The sequence below is a fragment of the Marinobacter sp. NSM genome (assembly GCF_052380025.1).
Taxonomy (GTDB): Bacteria; Pseudomonadota; Gammaproteobacteria; order Pseudomonadales; family Oleiphilaceae; genus Marinobacter.
Genome location: NZ_JBQTCK010000002.1, coordinates 24,740 through 42,293, shown reverse-complemented (window position 1 = coordinate 42,293; position 17,554 = coordinate 24,740). Strand labels below are relative to the sequence as shown.

17 protein-coding genes and 1 tRNA gene are annotated in these 17,554 nt (G+C 56.5%); 4 read left to right on the top strand and 14 right to left on the bottom strand.

Features of this window, described 5'->3' with window-relative positions; genetic code table 11:
* Positions 1-30: 30 nt before the first annotated feature.
* Together ACTZWX_RS04280 and ACTZWX_RS04275 are read right to left on the bottom strand one after the other, a co-directional pair.
* Positions 31-345: a HigA family addiction module antitoxin gene (locus tag ACTZWX_RS04280; RefSeq protein WP_444712880.1), complete on the bottom strand. Its 315-nt coding sequence runs from the start codon at positions 343-345 to the stop codon at positions 31-33.
* A gap of 10 nt (positions 346-355) precedes the next feature.
* The gene (locus tag ACTZWX_RS04275) at positions 356-634 is read right to left on the bottom strand and encodes a type II toxin-antitoxin system RelE/ParE family toxin (RefSeq protein ID WP_072678653.1); all 279 of its coding nucleotides are present in this window, start codon (positions 632-634) and stop codon (positions 356-358) included.
* A 325-nt stretch (positions 635-959) separates the two neighbouring features.
* Between ACTZWX_RS04275 and zapE the strand changes: the two genes are divergently transcribed.
* Positions 960-2,420: a cell division protein ZapE gene (gene zapE, locus ACTZWX_RS04270; protein ID WP_444712879.1), complete on the top strand. Its 1,461-nt coding sequence runs from the start codon at positions 960-962 to the stop codon at positions 2,418-2,420.
* A 22-nt stretch (positions 2,421-2,442) separates the two neighbouring features.
* Here zapE and ACTZWX_RS04265 read toward each other — a convergent pair whose 3' ends face one another.
* From ACTZWX_RS04265 to rpsU, 6 genes are all read right to left on the bottom strand, one after another.
* Positions 2,443-3,132, bottom strand: a complete 690-nt coding sequence (locus ACTZWX_RS04265; RefSeq protein ID WP_444712878.1) for an endonuclease/exonuclease/phosphatase family protein — start codon at positions 3,130-3,132, stop codon at positions 2,443-2,445.
* Positions 3,133-3,169: 37 nt separating this feature from the next.
* Positions 3,170-4,066: a GIY-YIG nuclease family protein gene (locus ACTZWX_RS04260; protein WP_444712877.1), complete on the bottom strand. Its 897-nt coding sequence runs from the start codon at positions 4,064-4,066 to the stop codon at positions 3,170-3,172.
* Between the two features lie 789 nt (positions 4,067-4,855).
* Positions 4,856-4,932, bottom strand: a tRNA-Ile gene (locus ACTZWX_RS04255).
* Positions 4,933-4,992: 60 nt separating this feature from the next.
* Positions 4,993-6,840, bottom strand: coding sequence for an RNA polymerase sigma factor RpoD (gene rpoD / locus ACTZWX_RS04250; RefSeq protein ID WP_152437230.1), 1,848 nt, complete (start codon positions 6,838-6,840; stop codon positions 4,993-4,995).
* 150 nt (positions 6,841-6,990) lie between these two features.
* Positions 6,991-8,727 (bottom strand): DNA primase, encoded by a 1,737-nt coding sequence (gene dnaG / locus ACTZWX_RS04245; protein ID WP_444712876.1) that lies wholly within the window; start codon positions 8,725-8,727, stop codon positions 6,991-6,993.
* A gap of 153 nt (positions 8,728-8,880) precedes the next feature.
* On the bottom strand, positions 8,881-9,096 hold the full coding sequence (gene rpsU / locus ACTZWX_RS04240) for a 30S ribosomal protein S21 (RefSeq protein WP_007153483.1): 216 nt from the start codon (positions 9,094-9,096) through the stop codon (positions 8,881-8,883).
* A 234-nt stretch (positions 9,097-9,330) separates the two neighbouring features.
* Between rpsU and tsaD the strand changes: the two genes are divergently transcribed.
* Positions 9,331-10,386, top strand: a complete 1,056-nt coding sequence (tsaD, locus tag ACTZWX_RS04235) for a tRNA (adenosine(37)-N6)-threonylcarbamoyltransferase complex transferase subunit TsaD (protein WP_444712875.1) — start codon at positions 9,331-9,333, stop codon at positions 10,384-10,386.
* A gap of 12 nt (positions 10,387-10,398) precedes the next feature.
* Here the strand turns inward: tsaD and plsY are convergent, their stop codons facing one another.
* Entirely contained in the window at positions 10,399-10,992 is a 594-nt protein-coding gene (plsY, locus tag ACTZWX_RS04230) for a glycerol-3-phosphate 1-O-acyltransferase PlsY (RefSeq protein ID WP_444713410.1), read from the bottom strand.
* Between the two features lie 145 nt (positions 10,993-11,137).
* Between plsY and folB the strand changes: the two genes are divergently transcribed.
* Together folB and folK (ACTZWX_RS04220) are read left to right on the top strand one after the other, a co-directional pair.
* Complete coding sequence (gene folB / locus ACTZWX_RS04225) at positions 11,138-11,509, top strand: dihydroneopterin aldolase (RefSeq protein ID WP_444712874.1); 372 nt, start codon at positions 11,138-11,140, stop codon at positions 11,507-11,509.
* Positions 11,506-12,021: a 2-amino-4-hydroxy-6-hydroxymethyldihydropteridine diphosphokinase gene (folK, locus tag ACTZWX_RS04220; RefSeq protein ID WP_444712873.1), complete on the top strand. Its 516-nt coding sequence runs from the start codon at positions 11,506-11,508 to the stop codon at positions 12,019-12,021. The genes folB and folK (ACTZWX_RS04220) overlap by 4 nt, the downstream gene beginning before the upstream one ends.
* Here the strand turns inward: folK (ACTZWX_RS04220) and pgi are convergent.
* The 5 genes from pgi to pcnB form a co-directional block, all read right to left on the bottom strand.
* Positions 12,004-13,665: a glucose-6-phosphate isomerase gene (pgi, locus tag ACTZWX_RS04215; protein ID WP_444712872.1), complete on the bottom strand. Its 1,662-nt coding sequence runs from the start codon at positions 13,663-13,665 to the stop codon at positions 12,004-12,006. The two genes, folK (ACTZWX_RS04220) and pgi, sit on opposite strands and share 18 nt — an antisense overlap.
* 54 nt (positions 13,666-13,719) lie before the next feature.
* A complete protein-coding gene (gene panC, locus ACTZWX_RS04210) occupies positions 13,720-14,568 on the bottom strand; it encodes a pantoate--beta-alanine ligase (protein ID WP_444712871.1) in 849 nt (282 codons plus the stop codon).
* Positions 14,565-15,359, bottom strand: a complete 795-nt coding sequence (panB, locus tag ACTZWX_RS04205) for a 3-methyl-2-oxobutanoate hydroxymethyltransferase (protein WP_319635624.1) — start codon at positions 15,357-15,359, stop codon at positions 14,565-14,567. The genes panC and panB overlap by 4 nt, the downstream gene beginning before the upstream one ends.
* Positions 15,360-15,478: 119 nt before the next feature.
* Entirely contained in the window at positions 15,479-15,979 is a 501-nt protein-coding gene (gene folK, locus ACTZWX_RS04200) for a 2-amino-4-hydroxy-6-hydroxymethyldihydropteridine diphosphokinase (RefSeq protein WP_444712870.1), read from the bottom strand.
* The gene (pcnB, locus tag ACTZWX_RS04195) at positions 15,976-17,346 is read right to left on the bottom strand and encodes a polynucleotide adenylyltransferase PcnB (protein WP_444712869.1); all 1,371 of its coding nucleotides are present in this window, start codon (positions 17,344-17,346) and stop codon (positions 15,976-15,978) included. Before pcnB ends, folK (ACTZWX_RS04200) begins: the two co-directional genes overlap by 4 nt.
* Between the last annotated feature and the right edge of the window lie 208 nt (positions 17,347-17,554).

Genomic DNA, 17,554 nt, shown 5'->3' with positions numbered 1-17,554 from the left:
GCGGAAAATCGATAGCTGTGAAGCCGTTGGTTATGCCCTGTGTCTGATTTCAGATACCGCAGTCCACGGACGAATAGTCTTTAACTGATCCTCCAGGGCATCTTTGGCAATCTCAGTGTCGTAGGCTGCTTGAGCGCGCAACCAGTAGCCGTTAGACAAGCCAAAGAAACGACAGAGTCGTAGGTCCGTGTCTGCGGTAATCGAACGCTTTCCCGCGATGATCTGGCCTATTCTCTGAGCAGGCACCCCAATTTCTTTGGCCAGGCGGTATTGAGAAATGCCCATCGGCTCCAGAAACTCTTCTTTCAGCAACTCGCCTGGCGTGACAGCATCAATGTTGCGCATGAGCCACCTCCTAATGGTAATCAACAATTTCGACATCTTCCGCGCCAGCCCTGGTCCAGCGGAAACAAACCCGGAACTGTTTGTTGATTCGAATGCTGTGCTGGCCTTGGCGGTCCCCATGCAATGGCTCCAACATATTTCCGGGTGGTACTTTCAAATCATCCAACTGGCTTGCAGCTTGGAGTTGCCGAATCTTCCTTAACGCAACTCGCTCAAAATTGACGAAGCGCCTGACGCGGCGTCCGCTTGCCAACTTCTCGGTGTCCTTACATTTGAACGATATGATCATGATTCAATAGTGACGCGATGCAACATTAACGTCAAGCGTTATTAGCCGGAAGATGAATCTCGAATATTCGCTTTTGGTTACCTGAGCTCCGAGTGAGCCCTGCCCTGGTCGCGAAGCGAACATTCAAGCGGCTGGAGCAATACTCTCCCCCCCGCTGTATTAAGCCTCTTTTTTAGGAATGTTCGCAGCGACAGGGCAGAACCCGGGGCTTGCCGGATAGAGGAGGTGTGTCAGGGTTAATTTGATACCTAAACAGAAATCTAGCGTACCAAACCACCATGTTAATAAACTCATCAGTTCCATGATGAAGACTGTGGTGAAGAATATGACAGCACAACATCGCGTCGCTTGGTGGTCCTTCCCGACAGGCCCCGTGACAGCAGCGTATAAACGCATGGTGGATGCGGGGGAGGTGCGACGAGATGACGCGCAGGTCGCTTTGGCGGCAAAATTCGATGCCCTGCACGGTTCTCTTACCTCGCTCCCACCAGTACCAGTACGCAGCGACGAGCCGACAGAGGGCAGCTTTAAAAACCGCAGTCCACTGTTGCGGTTACTGGCGCGATCCTTGGCACACGCTCAGTCTTCTCTTCGAAAGAAGTTCCATTTATGGTCTTTTGGTCCGCCACCGCGAGGCATGTACATTCATGGACCGGTCGGGGTCGGCAAGAGCTTTCTAATGGATCTCTTTTACGCGTCGGTTTCTGTTCCTGATGACACTTCTTGCTGTACTAATGACAGCCACAAACACATAAACATAACCAAACGCCGCGTCCACTTTCACGAGTTCATGCTAGACGTCCATCATCGAATCTTTGTCTACAAACAGGAACACCCACAAGGTGATGCGATCCCCGTCATCGCGCAACAATTGGCACAAGAAGCCCAACTCCTCTGTTTCGATGAATTTCAAGTGACAGAAATTGCCGATGCCATGATTTTGAAGCGACTGTTTTCAATATTATTGAATTGGAATGTCGTGATGGTGGCCACCTCGAATCGATCCCCCGATGCCTTGTATGAGGGAGGCATCAACCGCTCCCTCTTTTTACCATTCATCGACATGTTGAAAAACACGTCCGACATTATTTCTATGGACGATTCCCAGAAGGATTATCGACTTGAAAATCGAGCGGATGGTCAATCCTATTTTTGGTCAAACAACGATATTCATGGCGATAATAATACTAACAACAACATACAGGCGCAGTTGGAAGAAATATTTGGTGACACTGCATCCGGAACTGAGGCCGAGACCATTCCTGTGCTCTTTGGTCGCACCGTCCAGGTTGCCCGATTCAATGCCCGGTGTGCCTGGTTCGACTTTTCCGAGCTGTGCTACCAACCGCTTGGGGCGGCTGATTATATTTCCCTTTGTTGCCGATTTCCGGTCATCATCATGGAACGCGTCCCCCAGCTGGATGCCAATCACCTCAACGAAGCGCGACGGTTCGTGACCCTCATTGACGCGTGTTATGAATCTGGCACCCGCTTGGTGCTGGCGGCACAAGTCCCGCTCGACGAATTGTTTGTTGATTTTGAAGCGCAAGTCGAAAGCAGTGATGGAGATGGAGAATTGATTGTCAATGAGAAGGGTGGGAACTCGAGTTCCTTTGCGACGACCATGATTCGCACCAAAGAAGGAGAATATTATGAGTGGTCGGCGACGGGTCGAATTGGCGTGTCACTGGCACAGCTATCGTCCGCCAATGATCTAGCTTTTTCCTTTCGACGAGCCGCGTCTCGGTTGGTTGAAATGGGAGGAAATGAATGGGGACGGCAATGACGAAAGGTCGCAAAGCGGACCATCAAAGGCCCAGAATCAACGTCAATGGCACGTGGTCACTTATTGAAATCCAGTCGTCGTGGTGACCGATCTGCAAGGCACAGTCTTCCGTGAGGTCTAGCGAGGTAAAAACGTAATCAATGTGGTAGGCCTTTTGTCGATTTCGCTGCAAGAAAAATGTTGGGCTTGTTTCCTTTCCCTGTTCTTCCTCAAAGACGCGATGATACTGGCTCTCGAAACCCATCTCGCTAAGCTCGGCAACTACGTCTGAATGGTTCCACCAGCGATCCGGCTTATCCCAGCGCACATTGCTATTAAAATCTCCTAGAATGACTGTCTTTGGCCTTCTAAGATCGTCACGATGAATCTGAAGGTACTTCCAGAATTGCCCCATGTAGCCAAATGCTTCCTCATTGCGCCCTTTCGTCCAGACGGCCAGCACTGTGAAATCTCTGTTGATAGTGAAAGGTAGAAAAAGCCTGAGATCTTCCGTACTCCAATTCAGTGTTTCACTTTTGCTGAACAGTCCAGGGACGGAAAAGCTGCCGCTCCAATCTAACTTTTCAACTCGATGACCGTTTCGGGGAAAAATGCCGATACCACGATTTTTTGACTCGCCCACCCACAGGTAAGAACCGGCCCACTCTCCATATGCGGGGGTCGATAACGCAGGGTCTTCACACTCCTGAACCACTAAGACGTCAGCTTGCAAGCTATCTGCTTCTGCAAGCTTTCGTCTGAGCGCTCCATTACAGTTCCAGGTTACAACTTTCATAGATAGAGACAGTGAACTGACTGGGGTTAATGGCTCTCAATCTCTTTGAGCAGCTTGCCGTTTTTGTCTTTCCAAGCGGTAAGACCGTTTGCACTCCCTCCGTGAATAACGGCAGCCGCGGGCTTGGACTAGAGAACTCAGTATCTTTGGCGAAAACTAACTTGCCATCTTTCTCGGTCAGCGCGCCCTCGTCGATGAGTTTGTTTCGCTGAACAAGAACCGCTGGCCATTTTTGGGCAGACGCTCGCTCTTTTAGTACTGCTTCAGATCCAGCAACAACGACCATTCCATTTGGAGTGAGGTAGCCTGTCGCGGTGACATTTTTGATCGAGCAGGTAAGGATTTCAGTATCTACTCCTGGCTCTTCGTTGCCGCCAGTTTTGACAAAGCTTTCTATGCCGAAGACTGGAAGGATCTGATGAACTTTATCTAGAAAAACTTCCATGTCTTCTCGATCTGATTCAGGAAGCTTTGACCCACTCCCTTGACCATTTATAACAACGGAACGACCTACTTCTTTCGCAGCTTCGATCAATCGTCCCTCGATATAGCGAATGTGGGCCTTGGTCAAATTTTCGTCTTTGCTTATAAAAAAGGCTATGTGGTTCCAGTAGTCTTTGACGAGGTGTGATTTTACCCGATCTTGGATGCATTCAGCCTCACCGATGTAAATCACGCTTTTGTTAGTGTCCGGATCTACACCCGTTAAAAAATAGATTCCTGAATTTTGGGACTCTTCGCGTTCTATAACCCGATCAAATTCACTACGCGGCCCAGCGACGGCTTTCCCGGTCCAGTTTGAAAGCTCAACCGTGCGTAATCGCTTTGGATCACCATAAACCAAGAACATTTTCAGAGTTGCTGAAGGCAACTGATTACTCCTTAATTTAGGCGTGATGGGCGAGTGGTCTTGCGTCTCTTCGTAAACCTCAAAGCAAGCTTTTCACAGGTTTGGGAGAGAGGCAAATCCTGACCCTGTAGTGGGGATTTGCGGCGGTCTTCGTGCAGTGCGAATGTTCGCTTTTTGTTTAATTCCTGAATCAAAGCCGCCAAAGTAAAATTACAGGTATAAACTAGCGTATGGCTCGGATCTGACACCATGAGCTCGCTGTTGGCGGAGCATGGATTGAATGCCTGATGCATTAAATGTAACCGCGCTGACGCATCTTTTCGATGAATGGTTTGCATTGATCAGACTGGCGAATAACTTCAGGGTCTAGTCGAACAGTGCCTTCAGCTGCTATTCGCACATGCGGATTTGGATGCTCTCTGACCAGTCGACGGATTCTCTGCGTTTGCTCACAGGCGGAGAGCAATTTTGATAGGCCCATCTCTAGTTCTTCCGGAAGCTTTGATTCGGATTCCTGGCTACATCAAAAAAGACAGTTTTTCTGAGATCGCACAGTTCTTTGGCAGGCAATTGCTCCTCACACATTTTCAAATGTGACTTATGTATTTTGGAAGCACGGATTTCAAGCACTTTTGGAAGGAGATAGTTTGGAAACTTAGTGACCCGCGAATTTCGTCCTTTGTGTACAGCAAACACGTTATTGGAGAGGGGATAAGGAGGGGGCCAAAACTCCTAACTTATGTCACCATAATGTGGTCGTTCCGGCCAATTTATGGTGTCACGACCTAGGTTCAGTGCGACTGAAAGGAGTGGTGGGCCCACCTGGACTCGAACCAGGGACCAAGGGATTATGAGTCCCCTGCTCTAACCAACTGAGCTATAGGCCCTAAAGGGAAAGCGGGGGCCATTATACCCACGAGGGGTGGCGCCCGCTACTGTCTTGCGGATTAACCGTTGCCCTGGTCGTCAATAAAACCGCGCAGGTGATCGGAGCGGGAAGGGTGGCGCAGTTTGCGCAGGGCCTTGGCTTCGATCTGACGGATACGCTCCCGGGTTACGTCGAACTGTTTGCCGACTTCTTCCAGGGTGTGGTCGGTGTTCATTTCAATACCGAAACGCATGCGCAGTACTTTCGATTCGCGAGCGGTCAGGCCGGCCAGCACCGAGCGGGTCGCCTCGCGCAGGCCTTCGGCAGTGGCGGAATCCACCGGCGACAGGGCCTGGATATCTTCGATGAAATCGCCCAGATGGCTGTCTTCATCGTCGCCAATCGGGGTTTCCATGGAGATCGGCTCTTTGGCGATCTTCAGTACCTTGCGGATCTTGTCTTCCGGCATGTCCATGCGCTCGCCCAGCTCTTCAGGCGTGGGCTCGCGGCCCATTTCCTGCAGCATCTGGCGGGAGATACGGTTGAGCTTGTTGATGGTCTCAATCATATGCACCGGAATCCGGATGGTACGGGCCTGGTCCGCGATGGAGCGGGTAATGGCCTGGCGAATCCACCAGGTGGCGTAGGTGGAGAACTTGTAGCCACGGCGGTATTCGAACTTATCCACGGCCTTCATCAGGCCGATGTTGCCTTCCTGAATCAGGTCCAGGAACTGCAGGCCACGGTTGGTATATTTCTTGGCGATGGAAATCACCAGTCGCAGGTTGGCCTCGACCATTTCTTTCTTGGCGCGGCGAGCCTTGGCTTCGCCGATGGACACCCGACGGTTGATTTCCTTGATATCGACTACGTCCAGATCCACTTCGGTCTGTACGTTCTGGATGCGCTTCTGCAGGCGCACGATCTCGTCGATGCGCTCACCAATGGCTGCGGCGTATGGCTTCTTGGTGGCCGCGATTTCTTTCGCCCATTCCAGGTCGGTCTCGTTGCCCGGGAACCATTTGATGAAATCTTTGCGCGGCATTTTGCAGTCGCGTACGCAGATCTGCATGATGGCCCGTTCGTTCTCCCGCACCAGATCGTTGGTGGAGCGAACCACGTTTACCAGCTCGTCGAACGCCTTGTTGCCCAGCTTGAAGGGGGCAAATACCTGGCCCAATTCGTTCAGCGCTTCCTGGGTTTTCTTGTGGCTGCGGCCGTGCTTGGCCAGCGCCTTGTCGGCGGCATCCAGTTTTTCTTTCAGCAACTCAAAACGCAGGCGGGTTTCTTCCGGGTCCGGACCGTTATCGGTTTCTTCCTCGGTTGAAGTGTCGTCGTCATCATCGCTGCTGTCGTTGTCGTCAGCAGAGGTGTCTTCGCTGGTGTCTTCGCCCATGAACGGCTCGGCGTCGTCCGGGTCCAGGAAGCCGGTAACGATGTCGCTGATGCGACCTTCGTTCTCGATGATACGATCGTAAGCCTGAATCACGGTGCCGGCGGTGCCGGGGAAGTGGGCTACGGCGGCCATGACGTCGCGAATGCCTTCCTCAATGCGCTTGGCGATCACGATTTCGCCTTCACGGGTCAGCAGTTCAACGGTGCCCATTTCACGCATGTACATGCGTACCGGGTCGGTGGTGCGGCCGGCATCGGTTTCTACGGCGGCGAGAGCGGCGGCGGCTTCAGCAGCGGCGGCTTCGTCGGCGGTGGAGTCGCCTTCAGTCATTAACAGGGTATCGGCGTCGGGTGTTTCTTCGCACACCTGGATACCCATGTCGTTGATCATCCGGATAATGTCTTCAACCTGATCCGGATCTGCGATATCTTCCGGTAGGTGGTCGTTTACCTCGGCGTAAGTCAGGTAACCTTGTTCCTTGCCTCGTGCGATGAGGTCTTTCAAACGTGATTTCTGCGAATTGCCTGACATAGACACCCTGTGAACTCGCTTTTAAAGAGGAAAAAAGTTAAACAGCCATTATAGCTGCCGCGTATCTGCTGTGCCACCGAATGGTTAGATGGTGATCAGTGGCGTCAGTTTCAAGTGGTCATGCCTCAGCAACGGGATTTAACGCAGGATTCAATCTACGTTGCCCTTGCTGAGCGTTCTCAGCTCTTCCCGCTGTTCCGGGGTGAGCGTGGCCAGATTCCGGAGCAGGGTTGCCAGTCTTTGCTGGCGCGCGGCCTCTTCGTTCGGGCTCAGCAGTTCTCTGGCGGCTGCCAGTATGCTTTCCCGGGCCGGTATATGCTCCAGTCCATCAAACAGGTTGTAGAACCTGTCTCTGGCCTGTTTGTCCGTTGCCAGCCCCGCGACTAATGCTTTGCGGGTACTGATATTCTGTTCTATCAGCCAGCGGGCGAACCGCCCGGCCTGCTCCAGCTGGCGGTTGCTGTCAGCCAATGCTTTGACTTCCGCCGCCATTTCCGGTGCTTCCAGTAGTGCCAAGCAAAGCGTGCTGTCTTTGCTCAGCTTCACATCTATGCGTTCTTCTGTCGGCCGGCTCTGCCGCTCGCCGCGCCATCCGCGCGCCTTGAAGTCATTGCCTTTAGGCCGCTCCTGCCAGGGCTTCCGGCCGCCACACAGGCGCATCATTTCGTGCCACATGGCGTCCCGCAGTGTGCTGCGGGGCATTTTGTTCAGAAGCGGTTCTGCCCGGGCTCTCAGTTCGCCTCGGTGTTCCGGCAGCTCCAGGTTCAAACCTTCGCTCTGCCGGTCGAACAGGTAACGTGACAGGGGCGTTGCCGCCTCAATCCGCTGTCTGAAGGCGTCTGCGCCTTCCTTCCGGATCAGTGTGTCCGGGTCTTCACCCTGTGGCAGCATCAGAAACTGCAGGTGCAGGCCGTCGGCCATCAGTTCCAGGGCGTTCTCCATGGCGCGGTCTGCAGCACGGAAACCGGCCTGGTCGCCATCAAAGCAAAACACAATGTGCCGGACTTGCCTTAGCAAGGCGGTCAGACTGTCCTGGTTGGTTGCGGTGCCCAGGGTTGCCACTGCATCGTGTATGCCGTTCTGGGCCAGCGCGATCACGTCCATATAGCCTTCAACCACCAGCAGTTTGTCCAGCTGGCGGATGGCTTGCCGGGCCTCATAAAGGCCGTAGATCTCCCGGCTTTTATGAAACACATCCGACTCCGGGGAGTTGATGTATTTGGCCTTGTCGTCTCCGAGGGTGCGGCCGCCAAAGGCCACCGTTTTGCCCCGGGTGTTCCGGATCGGAAACATCACCCGATTGCGGAACAGATCTCTTGGTCGGCCGTACTTGTCTGAAACCGTTTTGGTTTCCAGTAACGGCTCTTTCAGATCTTTCGGTGCGGCGTCAAAAAGCGCCGTTCCGGTGCCGGGCGCAAAGCCGATCTGGTACTGCTCGATGATGGCATCGTCCAGGCCGCGCTGTTTCAGGTAGTCCCGAGCGTAAGCGCCTTGCTGGCTGCCTAGGGCCGAGTGGTAGAAGCGGCTGGCGAAATCCAGGGCGTCGGTCAGGGTTCTGGCCTGTTGCATTTCCTGTCGCGCAGCGCGGTCATAAGGCACTTCCAGCCCGGCCCGTTTCGCCAGTTCTTCTACGGCTTCGGTAAAGCCCAGACCGTCGAATTCGCGGATAAAGCTGATGGCATCGCCATGAGCGCCGCATCCGAAGCAGTGGTAAAAGCCTTTGTCTGGACGAACGTTAAACGACGGTGTTTTTTCGTCGTGAAACGGACAGCAGGCCTTGTAGTTGGCGCCAGCCTTTTTGAGGGTTGTGCGGCTACCGATCAGCTCTGCCAAATCAATCCGATCAAGCAGGTCTTCAACAAATCGTTGAGGGATCAGTCCGCTCATGGTGGCTCCACTTCAGTCGGGGTGCCTGATACAAACCGGTATTCACCATAGCCAAAAATGCCGCCGAAGCCAGGCCTCGGCGGCATTTTCAGTTTGCCGGAGAAGGCGAAACGCCGTTCCGGCAATCAGTCTTGCTGTCGATGCGCGCTGAACTCAGTACAGACGCTCGAACTTACGCTGCTCACGCTGAAGCTTCTTGAGATGACGCTTAACGGCGGCAGCTGCTTTACGCTTACGAACAGCGGTCGGCTTCTCGTAGTGCTCACGACGACGTACTTCAGACAGTACACCGGCCTTCTCGCAGGAACGCTTGAAGCGACGCAGTGCTACGTCAAACGGTTCATTCTCTTTCACTTTAACAGCTGGCATTCGAAAATCACCTACCTGATAGATTCGGTTTCAATTGGTTCCGCCGGCCTTGGCCATGCGGGCTCGATACCTGGTCAGATTGGCTAAAACTCGACCAGTGCATAATTTAGGGCGGCAATGATAGCCGTTGGATGTGTTCAGGTCAATGACTGTTCAACGAAACTGCCGGAGCCTCCCCGGTTTCTGCTAAAATGCCGCTAGCTCAATATTCCCATTTCGGACGCGGCCCAGACTATGCTGATTCTTGGTATTGAAACCTCCTGCGATGAAACCGGCGTTGCCCTGTATGACACCGGGCAGGGCTTGCTGGCCCACGCACTGTTCAGCCAGATTGATATGCATGCGGATTACGGTGGGGTAGTGCCTGAACTGGCGTCCCGTGACCATGTTCGCAAACTGTTGCCGCTGTGTGACCAGGTGCTGGCACGGGCCGGCAAGAAGCGTGGCGATCTGGAAGGCATAGCCTACACCGCCGGCCCGGGCCTGGTCGGAGCACTGATGGTAGGCGGGTCGGTGGCCCATGCACTTGGGTTTGCGCTGGGGATTCCGGTGCTGGGTGTCCATCATATGGAAGGGCATTTACTGGCTCCGATGCTGGAGGACAATCCGCCGGCGTTTCCTTTTGTGGCTCTGTTGGTATCTGGCGGCCACACCCAGCTGGTTCGGGTGGATGGTATCGGGCAGTACCAGATGCTGGGCGAATCGGTGGATGATGCTGCCGGCGAAGCTTTTGATAAAACCGCCAAGATGCTCGGGCTGGATTATCCCGGTGGGCCCCGAGTGGCGGCATTGGCGGAACAAGGTCGTGAGGGCATTTACCGTTTCCCCCGGCCGATGACCGATCGCCCCGGGCTGGATTTCAGCTTCAGCGGATTAAAGACCTTCACCCTGAACACCGTAAACGATGCCAAAGAAAACGACGCCTTCGATGAGCAGGTAAAAGCAGACATTGCCCTGGCGTTCGAGGCGGCGGTGGTGGATACCCTGACCATCAAGTGTCGGCGAGCGCTGGAGCAGACCGGCTGCAAGCGCCTGGTTATTGCTGGTGGAGTAAGCGCCAACAAGCGGCTTCGTGCGGGGTTGGAAAAGATGACCGCAAAACTTAACGGTTCGGTGTTTTACGCGCGCCCGGAGTTCTGCACCGACAACGGCGCGATGATCGCCTACGCCGGAGCCCAGCGTCTCAAGTCCGGTCAGAGGGACGGCGAGCGCATCGTGTCTGTGCCGCGCTGGCCGATGAATACCTTGCCGCCGGTCAATGAACCGCGGGCAAACGGCCTTGTTGATTAGCCCGGCCGGAACCTAGAGCCCGGTTTCCCGGCCCTGGGCCAGGCGGATCAGGTTGTTGCGGTGGCGTACCACGATCAGAAGGGTCAGCAGCCCGAACAGCGGTAAGGTGTCCGGTTCGATCAGTGCGCTGATGACCGGGCCACTGATAACCGCCACCAGGGAAGCCAGGGCGGAAATGCGCCAGCGCCACATCATGAGTAGCCAAAGCAGCGCCATAATCCCGGTGGTCACCGGCGCCAGTGCCAGCCCGGCCCCCAGAGCCGTGGCCACGCCCTTGCCACCTTTGAAACGATAGAACAGTGGGATCATATGCCCGGTAACGGCGCACAATGCCACCATGGCCTGAACCAGTATCGACATGCCTGCCAGGTGCGATAGCCATACCGGCAGCCAGCCTTTGAATGCATCCAGAACCAGTGTGGCCACGGCTGGTTGCCAGCCACCGGCGCGGTAAACGTTGGTAGCGCCGGGGTTGCCGGACCCCAGGGCCCTGGGGTCCGGCAGGCGCCAGAGTCTGCATACCGGTATGGCAAACAGCACGGAGCCGGCCAGGTAGGCACCGAAGCAGAGCACGACAATCAGAAACGGGTTACTGGTCAGGTTCATGGCCATATCACGGGCGCGCAGACGGCGCCGGGTGTTCTGTGAGAAAATGCCCGCCCTGAAACTCAGCACACAGGCAAACCTCCACACTATCGTTTGCCTGCACAATATTCAATCAGCCTTGAGTGGAACACACTGGGAGTCCGGTTTGGCAGAAGGTTTGGTAGACACAGTGCTCATTGAGGGCCTGGCAGTGGACACGGTGATCGGCGTGTACGATTGGGAGAGGGAAATCACCCAGCGGGTACTGGTAGATCTGGAAATGGCCTGGGACAACCGTGTGCCAGGCGCCAGCGACAATGTTGCCGACGCACTGGATTACGCAGCCGTCAGCGAGCGGGTGAGTGAATGCCTGCAAACCCTGAAACCCCAGCTGCTGGAGCGGGCGGCAGAGGAGATTGCTGCATTGCTGCAATCAGAATTTGGCGTGCGCTGGTTACGGCTGACCCTGAACAAGCCCGGCGCCGTGCCTGCGGCGCGCTCCGTGGGTGTCCGGATTGAGCGGGGAGTGCGGGGATGAGCCGGGTTTATATCAGTATTGGCACGAACATCGAGCGTTATCGCCATGTGACGGCGGCCTTGGATGCGTTGGCAGGGTGGTTTGGTGAATTGACCATCTCGCCGGTTTACGAGAGTGAATCCGTCGGTTTCGAAGGGTCCGATTTTCTCAATCTGGTGGTAGGGATCGACACCGAGCTCTCGGTCGGTGAGCTGTCCCGCCGATTCAAGCAGCTGGAAGCCGATAACGGCCGAACCCGCTCTGCCCCCAAGTTCAGCCCCCGAACCCTGGATCTGGACATTCTGACCTATGAGGATTCTGTCGGGGTGGTCGATGGTGTCGAGCTGCCGCGGGCAGAGATCCTCAAGAATGCTTTCGTCTTGCGGCCGTTGGCAGACATCGCCGGAGACGAAACGCATCCCGTCTGCGGGCAATCGTACCAGCAGCTCTGGCAGGGCTACCGGCGCGACCAGAAGCTCTGGCCGGTTGAATTCAGCTGGCAGGGCCGCCAGATTTCAACGGCGGTTGGCTGACCGGAACAGCCGGATCATCTGGTCTGTGGCACTGTCACCGGCAGTGCCTTCAGGTTCCTCCCCGAGCAGCCTGGGCAGGATCTGATTGCCAATCTGCTTGCCCAGCTCCACGCCCCACTGATCAAAGCAATCCACATCCCAGACCACGCTCTGCACGAAGGTACGGTGCTCATACAGTGCGATCAGAGCCCCAAGGGTTTCCGGGGTGACTCTGTCCATCACCAGAATATTGCTGGGTTTGTTGCCCGGTATTTCCTTGTGGGGGGCGAGGGCCTTTGCTGCGGCCTGCTCCAGGCCCGCTTGCAACAATTCCTGTTCCGCTTCGGCCCGGGTTTTTCCGGCCATCATGGCGCTGGCCTGGCTCAGGCAGTTGGCAAACAGGGTGGCGTGGTGATGTTCTACCGGATTGTGGGACTGCAGGGGAATGATGAAATCGGCAGGTATCAGCCGCGTGCCCTGGTGAATCAGCTGGTGGTAGGCATGTTGGCCGTTGGCGCCAACGCCGCCCCAGAGAATTGGGCCAGTCTGGTAGTCCACGGCTTCGCCGTCCTGTGTTACCCGCTTGCCGTTGCTTTCCATATCCAGCTGCTGCAGGTGCTCCGGCAGATGTTTGAGGTATTCGTCGTAAGGCAGAACCGCATGGCTTTGTGCGCCCCAGAAGTTGTTGTACCAGACGCTCAGCATGGCCATGATCACCGGCAGGTTGCTGGCCGCTGGCTGTTCCCGGAAGTGGCGGTCCATGGCGTGTGCGCCAGCAAGCAGGGCCCGGAAGTGTTCCATGCCAATGGTCAGGGCAATGGGCAGGCCAATGGCCGACCAGAGTGAGTAACGGCCGCCCACCCAGTCCCACATGGGGAAGATATTGTTGCGGTCTATGCCGAACCGGACAGCTTCGTCAACGTTGGCGGTCACCGCCAGGAAATGCCGGGCCACGGCCGGCTCACTGTGGCTTTTGTCGAGAAACCACTGGCGGGCCAGCAAGCTGTTATCCAGTGTTTCCTGGGTGCGGAACGACTTTGACTGCACCAGGAACAGGGTGGTTTCAGGGTCCAGTGACCTCAAGGTTTCGGCGATATCGGTGCCGTCGACGTTGGCGACAAAGTGGCAGTTCAGCTGACCGTGCCAGAACGGCTTCAGGGCCTCCACCACCAGCTTGGGGCCGAGGAACGAGCCGCCAATACCGATGCTCACCACGTCGGTAAAGGGCTTTTCGGTGTAGCCGGTATGCCGGCCTTCGGTGATGGCGGACACCAGCTCTGCCATTCTGTCGAGTGTGGCGTGCACTTCCGGAATAATGTTTTCACCGTGTACCCGAACGTCCTGGCCGCGGGGTTGGCGCAATGCCGTGTGCAGGGCGGGGCGGTTTTCCGTTCGATTGACGATGCCGCCATCAAACAGCGCGTTTCGCTGCTGCTCCAGGCCACAGGCCTGGGCCAGGTCCATCAGCGCGTTGAAGGTGGCATCGGTAAGCCGATTGCGGGAGAAGTCCAGGGTCAGACCGGCGCCGCTCACCAGGTACCGCTGGGCTCGCTGCGGGTCGTCCCTAAACAGATCCCGTATCGGCGTTCCGGCCAGCTGATCCTTGAACTGGGCCAGAACCCGCCATTCCGGAAGGTGAGTCAGTGGTGCCGGTTTGTCGGGCATCAGAGGGTCCTTTCTGTTCGCTGCCGGATAGTCTCCAGGCGGTGGTTCCGGGTGTTATCGGGTAACGCAAAGGTTGTCGATCAGTCGCGTCGTCCCTAAAAACGCAGCGACCAGGAGAGTCAGCTCCCGATCTGTTTCGCTGGCGGGCTTCAATGTCTGGCTATTCACAATGTTGAAATAGTCCGGGCGTAGCCCGGCCTTGGCCAGCGTGTCGTTCGCTTCCTGTGCCAGATCGTCAAAATCGGAGCGGCCCTGTTCCAGTAGCGCAGCCACGTTGGTCAACGTCTGATACACCACCGGCGCAATGGCTCTTTCCTCTTCATTGAGATAGCCGTTTCTGGAGCTTTTCGCCAGCCCGTCCTCTTCGCGAACAGTGGGGGCGCCAATAATTTCAACCGGGATCATCAGGTCCCGGGTCAGTTTGCGGATGACGGCCAATTGCTGGAAATCTTTCTCGCCGAACACTGCCAGGTCGGGCTGAACCATGTTGAACAGCATGGTGACGACCGTTGCCACACCCTCGAAGTGCCCTGGCCGGCTGGCACCGCAGTGCCCTTCGCTGACTTCCGGCACAACCACTTTGGTTTGTCGGGCCAGGCCTTCGGGGTAAATCTCGTCCGCCGAAGGCGCGAACACCAGGGTGTTGCCAGCGGCGGCCAGCTTGTCCTGGTCGTCTGCGAGTGTGCGGGGGTAAGTGTCCAGGTCTTCGTTGGCGCCGAACTGCATCGGATTGACAAATATACTGGTGACAACGATATCCGCTGCCTCTGCCGCCTTCCGTACCAGCGAAACGTGGCCCTCGTGCAGATTGCCCATGGTGGGCACCAGGCCAATGGTTTTACCCTGCTGCCGGTAGCTGCGCAGAATGGTTCGGAGTTCTTTGAGTGAATGTACGGTTCTCATGCCTTGAACGTATGCTCCTCGGCCGGAAATGAACGCGCCTTGACGGCCTGGGCGTAGGCGGCGATGGCCTCCGGAATAGAGTTGGTTTCCGCCAGGAAGTTCTTCACGAAGCGGGGTTTGCGGCCGGTGGTGATGCCCAGCATATCGTGCAGCACCAGTACCTGGCCGTCGGTGTCTGCGCCTGCGCCAATGCCGATCACCGGGGCCCGGACGGCCTGAGTGATGCGGGCAGCCAGAGGGGCGGGTACGCATTCCAGAAGGATGACATCGGCGCCGGCCGATTCCAGCTCGCAGGCATGCTCGATCATGGCTTCGGCAGCCTTTTCGTCACGGCCCTGAACCTTGTAGCCGCCAAACTTGTTGACGAATTGTGGCGTCAGCCCCAGGTGGGCGCACACCGGCACACCGCGCTCGCTCAGCGCTTCGATGGTGTCTTTCATCCAGTCGGTGCCTTCAAGCTTGACCATGTGGGCGCCGGCGCGCATCAGCTCTGCGGCGTTGTCCAGGGCATCGGTCACGGTGCCGTAAGACATGAAAGGCATATCGGCCATTATCAGTGAACCCTGGTTGCCTTTGGCAACGCAGCTGGTGTGGTAAACCATCTGTTCCATTGTGACCGGCAGGGTGCTGTCATGCCCCTGCAGAACCATGCCCAGCGAATCACCAATCAGGATAACGTCAACGCCGGCCTCACTGACCACATGTGCGAAGGTGGCATCGTAGGAGGTCAGGGCAGAGAAGGCTTCGCCCTTTTGCTTATATTCCCGCAGGGTATTGATGGTAACTGCCATAAGATCCTTGCCTTTTGGGTGGATGGGCCGGTTCTGGCTCGGGGCCGTCCGAGCTCAGAGCGATAGATTAATGCCGGGGTATATCTGACACAAGAGTAGCATGGGAGTCTGGCTTGGGGTCAGTGACTTCCGGCCTTTGGGGGCAATAATCGAAGCTGGTTGTCCGGGCATGCTTGTCGCAGTGTTTCAATGCTTCGGCCATCGGGCAGCACCAGCTCGGGATTCAGATCGAGCAGGGGCTGCAGCACGAAGTCCCGGTTGGCCAGCTCGGCATGGGGTACGGTCAGTCGTTCGTCGTGGATGCTGTCGTTGCCGTAAAGCAGCAGGTCAAGGTCCAGGGTTCGGGGCCCCCAGTGGCGCAGTCGCTCCCGGCCATGAGCCTGTTCGATGGCTTGAAGATGATCCAGTAGCTGGTGTGGCGACAGCTCCGTGGACAGTTGTACGGCGCCATTCACGAAGTCCGGTTGATCCTGAGGGCCAACCGGCCGGCTGGCATAGAAGGCAGACTGTGCCATCAGGGAGGTGTTGGGCAGGCTGGCCAGTTCGGCAACCGCGCGTGCCAGCTGTGCGGTTGGGTCTTCCAGATTGCTGCCCAGCCCAACATAGGCCACTACCCTCATGCTTGCGGTGGCCTTTTGACCGAGCTGCGTTTGCGGCGCCGTTTACGCGGGGTGCTGGCGGAGCCCAGTTCCGACAGCATTTTTTCCTGCCCGCGTTCGTCCAGGCGCTGGAACTCCGTCCACCAGTCGCCCAGTCCCGGTTCGATCTCGCCGGCAGACTCCCGCACCAGCAGGAAATCGTAGGCGGCCCGGAAGCGCGGGTGGGTGAGTGTGCCAAAGGCTCGCTTGCCCTGGCGACGGGGCAGGCGCATTTGCATTTCCCAGATTTCTTTCATGGGGCCGGAAAAGCGCTTCGGGATCGCGGTAGCCTGTACCTGCCGGCCAATCACTTTGCCGATGGCACCATGGAGGGCCGGCTGCACCGGGTCGCCGTTGTCTTGCCGGCGGCGCCATTCCATCTGCAAGGCTGGCCAGAGCATGGCGGCAAACAGGAAATAGGGGGTGACGGATTTGCCCTGGGCAATTCGGGCGTCGGTGTTGCGCAGTGCCTGGCGAATGAGTTCGTCGGATTCCCCGGCCTCAATGGCCCTGGCCGTTTCCGGGAACAATGGCGCCAGCAGATTGTACTCGCTCAGCAAATCATAGGTGGCTTCGCCGTGGCCAGCAGAGAACAGCTTGAGAACTTCATCAAACAGTCGGGCTGACGGGATGTGGGTCAGCAGCGGAGCCAGTTCCCGGATGGGAGCTTCGGTTTCCGGTTCAATCTCAAAACCCAGTTTGGCGGCAAAGCGAATGGCTCGAAGCATGCGAACCGGATCTTCCCGATAGCGGGTTTCCGGGTCACCGATCAGGCGGATCTGACGATTTTTCAGATCTTCAACGCCATTGGCGTAGTCAATGATGGTGAAGTTACGGATGCAGTAGTACAGGGCATTGATGGTGAAGTCGCGGCGCAGGGCATCTTCTTCCTGGTTGCCGTAGACATTGTCTCGCAACAGCAGACCATGCTCACTGGTTCTGTGCTCATCAGCTGCCGGCTCGTCTTCGGTGTCCCGGGCATTGCCCCTGAAGGTGGTGACCTCGATGATCTCCCGGCCGAATACCACATGTACAATCCGGAACCGGCGCCCGATCAACCGGGAGTTACGGAACAGGTCATGCACCTCTTCGGGCGTCGCATCGGTGGCAATGTCGAAATCCTTTGGCTGCCCGCCCAAGAGGATGTCGCGCACGCCGCCGCCCACCAGGTAAGCCTCGTAGCCGGCCTTGTTAAGCCGGTGCAGGACTTTCCGTGCGGGTTCGCTGATCATCGAGCGGGACACGGCGTGCTGATCCCGCGGGATCTCCTGCCGCTGGTAGCGTCGGACTTTCTTTCTCCCGTTGCCGGGTATGAAGGAGCGTAGTTTTTCTACAAGTCGTTTAGGCATGAAATTCCGTGATTGCTGTGCGCAAAGACGGGGATTTTAACGGTTTGCGCAGGAATTGCACACGTTTAGGCAGAATAGGGAACAAGAAAGGTGATTTTTGCTCAGGGCTTGGGCCCAGAAGGCGGATACTGCGGTTCAAATAATCAAAAGGCGGATTCGTTTTCACGAACCCGCCCTGAAAGCGTTGACGATCTGCATTGTTTTTGTT